At 40.2% G+C, this 12,083-nt stretch carries 8 protein-coding genes; all 8 read right to left on the reverse strand.

The window, feature by feature from the left end; genetic code table 11:
* Positions 1 to 34: 34 nt before the first annotated feature.
* From ACIQXI_RS12755 to ACIQXI_RS12790, 8 genes are read right to left on the reverse strand one after another with little or no spacing between them, the layout of a single operon-like run.
* The gene (locus ACIQXI_RS12755; protein WP_402925264.1) at positions 35 to 2,632 is read right to left on the reverse strand and encodes a VWA domain-containing protein; all 2,598 of its coding nucleotides are present in this window, start codon (positions 2,630 to 2,632) and stop codon (positions 35 to 37) included.
* Positions 2,616 to 4,361, reverse strand: a complete 1,746-nt coding sequence (locus tag ACIQXI_RS12760) for a vWA domain-containing protein (RefSeq protein ID WP_402925266.1) — start codon at positions 4,359 to 4,361, stop codon at positions 2,616 to 2,618. Before ACIQXI_RS12760 ends, ACIQXI_RS12755 begins: the two co-directional genes overlap by 17 nt.
* 11 nt (positions 4,362 to 4,372) lie before the next feature.
* Positions 4,373 to 5,245: a DUF58 domain-containing protein gene (locus tag ACIQXI_RS12765; RefSeq protein ID WP_402925269.1), complete on the reverse strand. Its 873-nt coding sequence runs from the start codon at positions 5,243 to 5,245 to the stop codon at positions 4,373 to 4,375.
* Positions 5,242 to 6,237 carry an AAA family ATPase gene (locus ACIQXI_RS12770; RefSeq protein WP_402925270.1) on the reverse strand — a complete coding sequence of 332 codons (996 nt, stop codon included), beginning with the start codon at positions 6,235 to 6,237 and terminating at the stop codon, positions 5,242 to 5,244. The genes ACIQXI_RS12765 and ACIQXI_RS12770 overlap by 4 nt, the downstream gene beginning before the upstream one ends.
* An 11-nt stretch (positions 6,238 to 6,248) precedes the next feature.
* Positions 6,249 to 7,649: a hypothetical protein gene (locus ACIQXI_RS12775; RefSeq protein WP_402925272.1), complete on the reverse strand. Its 1,401-nt coding sequence runs from the start codon at positions 7,647 to 7,649 to the stop codon at positions 6,249 to 6,251.
* 12 nt (positions 7,650 to 7,661) lie between these two features.
* Positions 7,662 to 8,507, reverse strand: coding sequence for an ABC transporter permease (locus tag ACIQXI_RS12780; protein WP_402925273.1), 846 nt, complete (start codon positions 8,505 to 8,507; stop codon positions 7,662 to 7,664).
* Complete coding sequence (locus ACIQXI_RS12785; RefSeq protein WP_402925276.1) at positions 8,504 to 9,439, reverse strand: ABC transporter ATP-binding protein; 936 nt, start codon at positions 9,437 to 9,439, stop codon at positions 8,504 to 8,506. The genes ACIQXI_RS12780 and ACIQXI_RS12785 overlap by 4 nt, the downstream gene beginning before the upstream one ends.
* Complete coding sequence (locus ACIQXI_RS12790) at positions 9,439 to 11,829, reverse strand: hypothetical protein (protein WP_402925278.1); 2,391 nt, start codon at positions 11,827 to 11,829, stop codon at positions 9,439 to 9,441. Before ACIQXI_RS12790 ends, ACIQXI_RS12785 begins: the two co-directional genes overlap by 1 nt.
* Positions 11,830 to 12,083 lie beyond the last annotated feature (254 nt).

The raw sequence follows: 12,083 nt of genomic DNA on the forward strand, positions 1-12,083 counted from the left end.
CACTAGCTTTTCTCGCTGTACTATCGTTTTCTTGTTAAGAGCGTTTTTTCATGCCCTTTAATAACTGTGCAACATTTGTGTCTTCCGCTTGTATCGTTGTTTCTTCTACATGCTTGTCTTGTTGCTTATGCCTTGTTATAAAGCTCCAACCAAAGCGTCGAAGGGTTATATCAACAAAGAATAATAGCATCCCTGCTAGCAGTAGCCATGTTGCAATATTTTGGCGCTCCGCTCCTTTGTTGGTGAAATCACGAAACACTTGTTGAGGTTCTTTTAAAATAGAGCCACCCGTTTGCTTTGTAAGTTCTTTCGCAATGGTTTCATTGACAGGACGTAATTCATATTCAGCACTGTACGGTACACTAAGTCCTGCCTGATAAATGGCCTGTTCTTCGTCAGCAATACGGAAAAAAATCAGACCAGGCTTCGCTTGGACAACTGCACGTACTTGCGAGGCGGAAATTGTTTCAAGCTGCAAATCAAGTTCCTCGCCGGCTTCATCAACAGCGACAATATCTAAAAAGGCCGCTTCATTTGTTGGGTCTGTAATGATAAACGAGCCATCAGCTTCGAGTCTTACATCATAGGCCACATCATTATAGCTTGGTAGCATTTGCGAAATGATAGTTTGCCAAAATGCGCCCCAATTCTGCCATCTTGCCCAGTCTCCAGTCCATTTCCCCGTTGAATCGGATGTAAAGGCAAACGTTTTGCCAAGTCCATATTGCCATTGCGCCAATACAGGATCTTCTTTCTCACTTTCTGCAATTACCGCAGCGCCTTGCTTCGCTGTCGTACCAATATAAGCATTCATTTGTGGCACACCATTTGCAAAAAGTGTATTCCATCCAGCTGCATTATAAATGGTCGGGTAAAATGGATTGTCTTCAATATAAGTACGCGAAATCATTGCTGTCTCACGCGATAAAATAGAAGGGATTGTCTGTTCATCGATGACATCATAAAATCGCCCACTACCCATTTCACTTAATGATTGCAGTAAAGCACCATCAGCATCTTGTCCAATTGCAACGGTAGAAAGTGTGATTCCTTGTTCCTTAGCAGTTTCAATTAAATCTTCGTAATTACCCGATTGTGACTGTCCATCAGTAAGTAAAATAATATGTTTTCGTTGCAATTTTAAATTAGCTAAACTATCATATGCCGCTGCAAGTGAACTATATATTTCTGTACCACCACCTGGCGTCACAGATAAAATCGTATCAACTGCTTCTTCTTTATTGCCAAGTGGCGCCGTTTCGATAATTTCCCAAGGGCGATCATCGAAGGCGATAAATCCGAGCGTATCCTCATCCCTTAACATTTCCACCGAACGAGCGGCCGCTTCTTTGGCAAGCTCCAGCTTTGAGCCATACATACTGCCTGAACGGTCCAGTACAATGACAAGCCCTAAAGATGGCAATTGCTCTTTGCCCTTTATCTCCATCTCTACAGGTAATAATGTTTCAATAGGCGTTTTAAAATAGCCACCCAAGCCGAAGCTATTTTCACCACCAACCATTGTAAATCCAACACCGAAATTTTTCACTGCCTGCTCGATGACGCTCATTTTTGCTTCACCGACTAAGTGGCCAGGCACATTATCAAAAATAATCGCATTATATTGCAAATAACTAGAAAGCTCATTTGGCAAATTGGCTGCATCGATCACATCATAGGAAATTGAGTTTGTCCCTAGCGCCGCAGCAATTGGTGATGCCGTATCATAGCCATTCACAATAAGTAAATGTGGCTCACTTTGCACCATCGTTACACTAGTTAATTTATTATTTTCAAAAATAGCGTCCTGTCCAACTTGGACAAGTGCCTCATATTTTACTAGCCCTTCAGCGGTTGCTGTATGTTTATACGTAAAAACATTAGAGCCTTCTGTAAGCTCAACTGCCTCACGATGAATTAATTTATCGTTTTCGTATAGTAATAATTCACCTTGACCTGCCGCTGTTGCATTTACTTCCGTAACAAGTTGCTGTTGCTCACCAACGTATGCTACCTGTGGTGTAACAAAGCTTGACAGCGAAACATCATTTGCGACACTTTGATGGAAAGGCACAACATCTACGCTAATATTGGACCCTTTTAGCTTTGTTGCAAATTCCAACACATTGCCTTGTGTTTCATTGGCATCCGTTAGTAATACAAGTCGTGTGGCCTTTTTCGGATCAATAATCCCTGTTGCAAGTTGAAGACTTTGTTCAATATTCGTTTGATCTATATCTTTTATCTCCGTAAATTTCGGAACTTCCTTTAGCGAGTTTGATAACATCGCTTCTGTTTGGAGAGTTGATGAAAAAGAATAAATCCCTGCAAGTTGTTCATCCTTTTTCGCTTTCAAACTTTCCTCTATAAAATTTGTCATTTGTGCTTCAGTGCTATTCATTGAAGCAGAACGGTCCACTAAATATAGTACTTGCTCTTCCTTTATCGGTAATAAAATATAGGGGGCCGCCAGTGCAAAGACTAAACAACCGACTGCTACTACGCGAATGCTCATAACAATAAGATGGCTTTTTTTCAGGCGCATACGCTCTCGCCAATATGTCCATCCAAAGTACAGAAACAATGGCAATAATAACAATAAGGCTAATGGTGTATCAATTCGTAAATCCACGTCGTCGTTGCACCTCCCACTCTGCTACAAGCAAACATAAAATTATTAGTATTAGCCATGGGACGAACGAAGCCTTTGATACTTCTTCCTTGCCATTTTGCTGAAGCTCGCCAAGCGTATAGCTTGTCCCTTGTGCGATTACACGTTCAGTTGCCTGGAGTTGCACGATTAAACGCTTTTCTTCACTGTTAGAACGAGCCGTATAAATACCTGGCTGCGTTGGAGCCGTTACTAATCCATTGCTAATTGTCGATAAAAATTCATCATCCTGAGAATAAACGCTCCACTCACCTTGAGATAGCGCTACTGCACGCTGCTCATTAGGTGCAAAAATGCCGAGCGAGCCTACAGATTCAGATAATTGTTGTTCCACACTCCATAAAAATAACGGGAAGGAAGGAAATAAAGGCCAATCGGTATCCGCAATATCAGCAAGGACGACTATATCTCCTTGTGGAGAACGTTGAATAAATGGTTCATCGCCTACCGTGGCAATAGTTTTATAATTATCGAACGCAGGATATACCGCACTTACATAAATATCGTTTAAGTCACTAAAGGCAAATAAAGCATCGCTCGTTATTTTTACCTCTCCATTAATTTCCTTTTTTTCAACTTCATCGCGCCCAAATAACACGATTGGTCTAGCCATTTTTTGCAGTAATGCTGTTTGATTAGTCACGATAGTCGCATTTTGGTTATCTGCTAGCTGCAAGGAAGGAACAATTTTGACATGACTGTTTATCGATTGAAAGCCCTTTTGAATTAGTTGATGCAGGCTTTGATCGACGACGATATTCGAGGTAGCTGTTTGCAACACGACCGATTGACGATTATCAACAGCATAATTATCTTCTACATCGATGTTAGCTGTTAGCGTATCTATTAATGGTAAATCTTTAAATGTTTTCGTAGTAGCCTCATTGCCAGCAAGGGAAATTTGCTCCTCTGTAATTACCTCCCCTTGACTGTTTTGGAGTGTAAGTGTCAGCTTATGTTGTTGGTTCGTATCGTTTTGTAACTGCACTAATGCTATTGTAGACTTACCATCTGTTGTTGCAGCAAAACGTGTAATTGCTACGTTCGTTAAATTTTTCTCTGCACCATAAACAAGCCATTTTACTGTATCTTTCTCCATCGGTAATTGTTTTTTATCGAGTGTATCTGTAAAGACATAAATTGATGTGGGCGTATCGCCGACAAATGCTTGTGCCACATCAAGCGCCTTATTTATTTGCGCTGTTTCATATGTTACGTGTAAATCTTGGATTGCTTTTTCAATACTTTTTGCGCTTGTTTCCTGTTGTAAAACTGCTTGTGGTGAACTGCCTGTTGTAATTAACGTGACAGGTCGTCCATCCAGTTGTTCGACTAATGACAGCATTTCTTTTTTATGTGCGTCGAAAGTTGATTGTTCTTTACCAGCTAGCATTGTAGCGGATGTATCCACGATAAATATCGTCTGCGCGCCAGCAATCGTGCTTTTTTTTATATACGGATTCATCAATGCTAGTACCAATAGCAACAACGCAAGCAATTGTAAATATAGCAACGCATTTTTTTGTAAATGCTTTAAATATGGAGACACACGCGTTTCTTGCATAATTTCAGACCAAAAAAGTGTGGAAGACACCGTTTGATCGGTATATTTTTTGCGAAAGAAATAATAGAGCAGGACAATGACCGGGATGATGGCCGTCCAGCTAAAAATAATTTGACTAAAGCCCAAAACGGCTCACCTCACCTAATCCAATGTGCTTTCAGTAATTGTTGAAAAATCGCATGCTGCAAACCATCCTCCACCTTGAGTTGCAACTTACGTACGCCATAGCGACGACAAATTGCTTCAAACTCCTCTTCATGTTGGCGACGTTTTGCCTCATACGTATTGAGTACTTTGGCTGACATCGTGACGTTGACATCACGCCCAGTTTCACGATCTAGTAACCGTACATCACCTGAATATTGAGGGGATAGCTCCTCTTCTGTGACAATTTGAACAATGCGCACATCACCTGCAAAACGAGGCAATCTTTTTAATAACTGTTGCCATTCCTCAATCGGTTCAAGCCCATCCGTCACAATAAATAACACTGTACTATCCTTCGGTAGAGCTTTTAATGCACCTTGGGCAAAGCCTGCTGTATAGTTTGCCTCTTCAATAGCTGTGACCACTTGTAAAAATGCGCGACGATACATAGCCCCCTTACGTCGAAACGGCGGCAGCAAGTCATCTTGCACAAATGAAAACGATAAACGGTCATCACGCCCAAGTACCATTAATCCAAGTGACGCCACGATTTGTCTAGCAAATGTCCATTTTGCGGGCTCGCCCATTGATTTTGTTGCATCTAACAAAATATGCACGCGCATTTCTTGTTCATCTAAAAAGCGCTTAATAAAATATTTATCGGTTCTTGCAAAGACGTTCCAATCTACTTGTCGCACGTCATCACCTAAATGATATTCGCGAAAATCGGAGAAGTCGAGAGATGCCCCAAAGCGCTGCGAACGATGCGAGCCTTTATGCTGACCACGCAATTTGGAGGCAGTCGCTACTTGGAAACGACTTATTTTCGCTAACCAATCTTCGGGCAAAATATGCTTTGTCATCGACTTACGCCTTGTTGCACTTTTTCTAAAATAACATCTATCACATCATCTGCTGTCTTACCTGAAGCCTCCCCTTCATAATTCAACAACATGCGATGACGTAATACCGGCTTCGCCACTGATTTAATATCTCCGACAGAGACATGGAAACGCCCGCTCATCAAGGCTCTAGCCTTTGCTAATCTAATTAAGCTTTGTAAGCCACGAGGACCACTACCATACAGCACATAGTGCTTTACTTCATCGATAGCATCTGCTCTTTCAGGATGTGTTGCCACGACTAAATCAGCAGCAAACTCTAGCATCTCATCAGCAATCAGCACTTCCTTAACCATTTGTTGCGCCAAAATTAAGCCATCAGTATCAAGTACTTTTTGTAAGCTCACTTCTTGTGCACCTGTTGTACGTTTCATAATTTCCATAAGCTCACGTTTCTCGGGATATGGCACAAGTATTTTACAAAGAAAACGGTCCATTTGCGCCTCTGGCAACGGATATGTTCCTTCCATTTCAATAGGGTTTTGTGTAGCTAACACGAAAAATGGTTTAGCCATTTTCTTCGTATCACCTAAAATTGTCACCGTTTTTTCTCCCATGGCCTCAAGCAAGGCACTTTGCGTTTTTGGTGTTGCACGGTTAATTTCATCTGCTAATACCATCTGACTAAAAATAGGTCCTGGCTGGAATGTAAATTGCTGTCTGCCATCTGCTGTGCGCTCGATCATGCTTGTTCCTGTAATATCAGCAGGCATTAAGTCCGGCGTGAATTGAATACGGGAAAACGATAAATCCAGCACTTCAGAAATTGTTCGAATAAGCATTGTTTTCCCTAAGCCTGGTAGCCCTTCTAATAGCGCATGACCATCTGCAAGCACTGCATATAATGTGTAATCAATCGCTTCTTCTTGTCCAACAATAAAACGATGAATTTCATCCTTTACTTGTTGTAATTTTGTACCCATGTCGACATACTGTTGTTCTGTAAATGCCATTTCTTCTCCTCCTACTGCGACTCAATTGTCGTGAAATAAGATTGCACGACATGTTGTAAATCTTTCGGCAATTGTAAACGCTCAGAGCTTTCTAAGTAGCTATCTTTATAGGAGCCAATCACTTCTTCATACGGTCGGATTGAGCCTTTGGTAATTGGTCCATTTCCTTGTTGCTCTGACACATGCGCACCATCACCTAATTGTCCGCTATCAACAGTTGTCTCACTTGAACCGCCAATTCTAGGTGTCGTCAATAAGTCGCGACCTCCTTGACCTCTTCCTGCACCTTTACCTGGACTAGTACCAGAGCCTTGCCCCTGACCTTGCCCTTGACCTTGCCCCTGACCTTGGCCCTGACCTTGACCTTGGCCCTGCTGATTACCTTGTGATTGGCCATTGCCAGTTGCTTGCTGCCCACCATTTTGTCCTTGCTGTCCTGCTTGCCCTTGCTGATTGCTTGACTGTGCGTTTCCAGAAGAATGTTGATTCGAATTTGTATTGCTTTGCTGATTATTATTTGCACTATTAGCGCTAGCAATGGCGTTTTGCAATGTATTACTTGCCGGTTTTCCTAAGTTACTCATCGCAGTTTGTGTTGCATTTGCACTTTGTGTAAGCTGTTGCTGCATTTGTGCTAGCTCGTTCAATTGTTCAATTTCCTCTTTTGATAGTGCGTTATTGTCGGTAGCCCCATCTTTACTTGCCGTTTGCTTATCTTTTAATTGCTGTTCTTTTAACGCTAATTCCTTCTGCTTTTTCACAACTTCTCGTAACGCTTCTTCGGCTGTTTGTGCTTCTTTTAACGTATTTTGCAATTCTTTTAATTGCTCTTTCACTTCTTTTGTCTCTGCTTTTTTTTCAAGCTTTGCCACTTCTTTTTTAATGTCCTCGATAACAGCTTTTTCCTTTTCCACTTCAATCGCTTCCATTTGTGTTGCCGCTGGGAACATATAAAGTATTGCTAAGGCAACAGCTGATGCAAATAGACCAACAAACGCTTTAGGTCGAAACAAGTTTTTCTTTCTCGCTTTAAATTGAGCAAAGGCTTGTTCTGATTTGTAGATGGCTTTTGCTAGTAATGATTGTACTAGCGGATCTTCATCATCTTTTAAAGATAATGCTGTTACCAGTTCATTATGTGAGAAGTATTGATCAAGTGCATGCAATGCTTCCTTCTCTTTGACACGTTGCCACCATAGCAAAACAACGGTAACAAGTAAGCCAATAATAAAGACAGCTAGCGCAATTTGGCGATAATAGGGCCAAACAAAGAGCCTTGAAACGAGGACGAGTGAAGCACTCGAAAGCAATGCTAAAAACAACCCGTACTGTGCAATAGGTAGGCTTCTCTCAAATGTTAAACTGCGTTGCGCACGCTGAATATATTTGTGTAATTGCTTCCGACGCTCCATGCTGTTTCCTCCTCATCGGTTACTTTTCATATTGGCACGTAATTTCTTAATCGCAATCGTTAAACTTAACACAATAAGTATTAAGTAAAAGACTAAATAAGTTAGCCACACTGGTATTTCAATCCCACTAATTTCGACTAATGCATCTCCCATAGATGGTGAAATAAGGGTCAACATTAAAGCTCCTGGATTAATGGAAGCCCAAAAGTAAGTCATAAAAGATGAACTAGCAGCAGCCGTATTGCCCATTTGATGGAATGCCATTGATAGGAAGAAGAAAAACGCCGTTATGCCTCCTAAGAAAATAATCGAGCCATAAGTTGCAATCATCGCAACAATTGTTCTCTTTGTAATCGTTGAGAACATCACACCAATACTACCAATTGCCACTACGGTTACTAAGTAAAATAGAAAGATTGAAATGAGTTGTGAAGGCGATACCCCACCAAATAAAAATACTAAACTATATAACGGTAGCCCTGCGATTAACATTAAGACTAAAAACGCTACGGACGATAAAAGTTTACCTATAACAATTTGTGTCGAGCTTTGCGTTGTTGTCAGTAATATATTTAATGTTTGCTTTTCTCGTTCACTACTAATTGCCCCTGCAGTTAAGCTTGGTGTAATGAAAAGTACGAGTGCCATTTGTAAAATGGTCAATACAGCAAACATCATAAAACTCGTATCCGGTCTAAAGAAGCCTTTGCCGGTAAAGCCAGTTGTCAAAAGTAAAAAGCCTGCGATAAAAATGCATATGACCGCTAGATAAAACATTAAACCTGAAAAGCTTTTAAAAGAACGGAAGCGTAACTTCAACTCTTTTACGAGTACCGGATTATAAAATCTTTCCATCATTGATTGTCCGCTCCCTTCGTAATCGCCATAAAGACATCCTCTAAGTCTTTCTCTTCCTCAGTCAGTGCATAAATTGGTAAATCTGCAAGCATTGCTTTTTTCAGTAGCATGATTTGTTCAGTCTCTGTGCCACGATAATTAAACGCAATTTCCATGCGATTATCCATTACATCAATAGAAGAGATTAGTGGATCTTCTTCTAAAAATGCGCGTATTTCTTGTAAGTGCTCCGCTACCTTGATGACAATGCGCTTTTCTCCTTGTAACTGCGCTTGAATAGAAGCCACATTACCATGAGCAATCAGTTTACCATTATCAATAACACCAATTTCATCACACATTTCTGCAAGCTCCGGTAAAATATGCGAGGAAATTAATATTGTTTTCCCCATCGATTTTAAATTTCGTAAAATATCACGCATTTCTACACGAGCACGTGGATCTAAACCAGATGCAGGCTCATCTAAAATTAACACCTTTGGATCATGGATAAGTGCACGTGCTAAACATAGACGTTGCTTCATCCCACGTGATAATAAGTCGACATATTCATAGCGTTTATTCGTTAAATTAACAAGCTCTAGTAACTGCGGTATCAATACTTTACGCTCCTGTGCTGCAATGCCGTAGCTAGCACCATAAAATTCTAAATACTCATCTACTTTTAGTTGGTCATATACTCCAAAGAAATCGGGCATATAACCAATTTGTTTACGTACTTCTTTCGGTTCCTTGATGACACTTTTGCCATTGATGAGTGCATCGCCTGAAGTTGGGGATAACAATGTTGCCAAAATTGAAAACGTTGTTGATTTACCAGCACCATTGGCACCCACAAAGCCAAACACAACCCCTTCCTCCAGTGACAGATTTAAATGATCTAGTGCTGTGAAGGAGCCATATTTTTTTGTTAAATCACGAATCTCTATCATTACTTCGCCACTCCTTTCAGCTCAATATCAGGTAATTTTGTCTGCTCGCCCGTTTGATCTGGTCCAAATTTAATTTCTAAACGCAGCTGACCTTCCTCATTGAAGTATTGGGTAATATTATTTGTAAACACTTGTTTCGTATCAACAAATGGCTCATAATCTTTTGTTGCATTATTCCAAATGGATAACTGCATACGTTTCACATCTTTATTAGCAATTGTCAGTTCATTTAAAGATTGAACGAAATCCATAAAATGATCAGGCATCTCAATTGATAATTCATATACACCATCTGATAAGTACCACGTATTCAACTGTTCATCTATTTTATCAAAGGAGGCATTAGACGATTGTGTAGTCAAATTATAGGTAAAGTTATTACGTTTCATCGTAAATGGACCGGACAGCTCAACTTTCCCATTAAAAGGCTGTATGAAGTAAGAAATTGGCGACATCTTAACACTCGTTCCAAGTTCTACGCCGACAATGGCTTGCTCCGCCCAAGCAGTAATAACAGGTTGTTTGTCATTTTCCACCAAAAGCAGTGCTTGCGATTTCATGCGGTCAATACGCAGCGGGTCAACCTCTTCCTTCGTTTTTGGATAATCATAATTATAATTATTAAAGTTTGTAGGCTTTTGTAGCATCGTCGTTTTGATTTCTTTGTCCACTTTCAGTATGGCATTTGGTTCGATATCTCCAAGCTGTACTTCTTTTGTGCCTGAGATCACCGTGACATCCTTCAGAGCAAATGGGAAGTTATTTTTCACTGTCCCTGAAAGCTTTTCATCTTTTAATGTTAGATCCACATCCATTTTGCCAATATTTTGAGCTGCTGTTTTTCCTCCAAACGATTGGACTGACCAGTAGCTTAAATCACGTAATGTTAACGTAGAACCATTAGCGTTTTCTTTTATATAGGATGATTCATGTAATGCACCCGTTGTACCAGAAAGATTATAGTTATTACGAAATGCTAGTGCAGTCGTAGACTTGTCCGCATTGACAACAAAATCACCACCGCGATTTGTTAAAATCGATTCTACGTAATAGCCATTTAAACTGCTATCTTCATTTACTTTAAAAAATGCAGATTGCTGTACTTGTGGCTGTACAATACGATCTTTTGCCCCCACTATAAATAGCAATATTGAAAGAACAACTGAAATTGCAGGAATTACCCACCATGCATGCTCTCGCTTATCCATTTTCTTTAACACGAAGTACAGGAGTGGACCTATGACTAATATGTAAAGAATAATGACAATAAGCATATAGCTAACTGACACTTCAAATGATGGGAATAGCTCATTAATACTGCCTAACTCATATGAAAGTTGATCTAATGTAGATCCACCTTGCATAACTGTTTGCTGAGACTTCGATTGTAGGTCGATCATCTTAGCTGTTAATGCCGCATAGCCATCCATAGACGCTAAAGGCTCATCACCTAACGAAAACGTCGTTTGCACAATTTCCCCACTACCAATCTTTTTCTTGGCAGCTAAAATAGTATTATTGTCCTTAAGGACAGGGATACTTCCTTCATTTTCTGTTGCTGTATAAACATCAATAGCTTGTGTAAAATTACCGCCTCCAGATAAGTTTTTTAAGCTATCTGCTGAGACACTAGTTGTTTGTTGAGATAATGTTAGCGGTAAATATTCTTTAAAAATGCCAGCTGTAGTGTTGATTTGCTCAGAGCCGCCAAGTAATAATGTACCGCCATCTTGTACCCAAGTTAATAGTGCTTCTTGCTGTTTTTGTGATAAATCAGCAATGGCAGCTTCATCGACTGCAATAATATTAGCCATTGCAAAGCCTTGCGCAACATCAGGTAATGTATAATCCTTTAGTTGATTTAAATGAAATATTTCAACCTTAGATGATGGCACAAATTGAGATAAGCGCAAATAGGCCGATAAACGGTCACTTTTTTCTGTTAGCGTATAAATAAATACTGAGTTTTCTTCTAAAAAATTCGCCTGCAAACGTTTAGTTCCTTTGTATGCAACCTTTTTGCCTTTTTCAATACTACCCTCATAAAAGGCAAATACATCATCATCTGAATAGCCATAATCCGCTAGCCCGTCCAAATAAAGTGTAAATGTTTTTTCTTCGCCAGCTGCTATATCGATAGGAACGACAAGCGCTGATGCTGCCTGATAAGAATTAAAGGCATTAATCGCCATATCCCCAGAAAAGTCAGCACCGTTGTTTTTCACTGTCACTTGCAACGGTGTCACCGATTGATATTTAGCCTTTCCTGTAAGGCCAGCCTTTGCTTGTACCTCTAATGTAGGTGCGGCACTTGCCTCAGCAATAGGCAGAGCATAGCTCACTACAAGCATTACTAGTAATAATAGTGCTGCAATATTAAATTTCTTCAAAAGCTCAACCCCTTTTTCTAACTTTAAGATTATTACATAATTATACGTTTTACAGGGCATTTTGTTCCATTTCTTATGATATCTTCATGAATATTCATAAACTCTTAAGATTTAGGAAGCGAGGCTTGGCATAGCCTTTTAATTATGGAGCAGGTGCATAGGTGTTCAAAATAAATTTTTATTTTACCGTTGATGTCCGCTACGACGGTGCTTTCCGCGGGCACACACGTAAGCCGCAACCCTCGCTAACGCGA

The organism is Lysinibacillus sp. NPDC097195, from assembly GCF_044762075.1.
Lineage (GTDB): Bacteria > Bacillota > Bacilli > Bacillales_A > Planococcaceae > Lysinibacillus.

Bases quoted from the DNA above. Each gene is read 5' to 3' on its own strand.
- ACIQXI_RS12780 (WP_402925273.1), bottom strand. From the start codon at position 8,507: ATGATGGAAAGATTTTATAATCCGGTACTCGTAAAAGAGTTGAAGTTA.
- ACIQXI_RS12775 (WP_402925272.1), bottom strand. From the start codon at position 7,649: ATGGAGCGTCGGAAGCAATTACACAAATATATTCAGCGTGCGCAACGC.
- ACIQXI_RS12765 (WP_402925269.1), bottom strand. From the start codon at position 5,245: ATGACAAAGCATATTTTGCCCGAAGATTGGTTAGCGAAAATAAGTCGT.
- ACIQXI_RS12785 (WP_402925276.1), bottom strand. From the start codon at position 9,439: ATGATAGAGATTCGTGATTTAACAAAAAAATATGGCTCCTTCACAGCA.
- ACIQXI_RS12770 (WP_402925270.1), bottom strand. From the start codon at position 6,237: ATGGCATTTACAGAACAACAGTATGTCGACATGGGTACAAAATTACAA.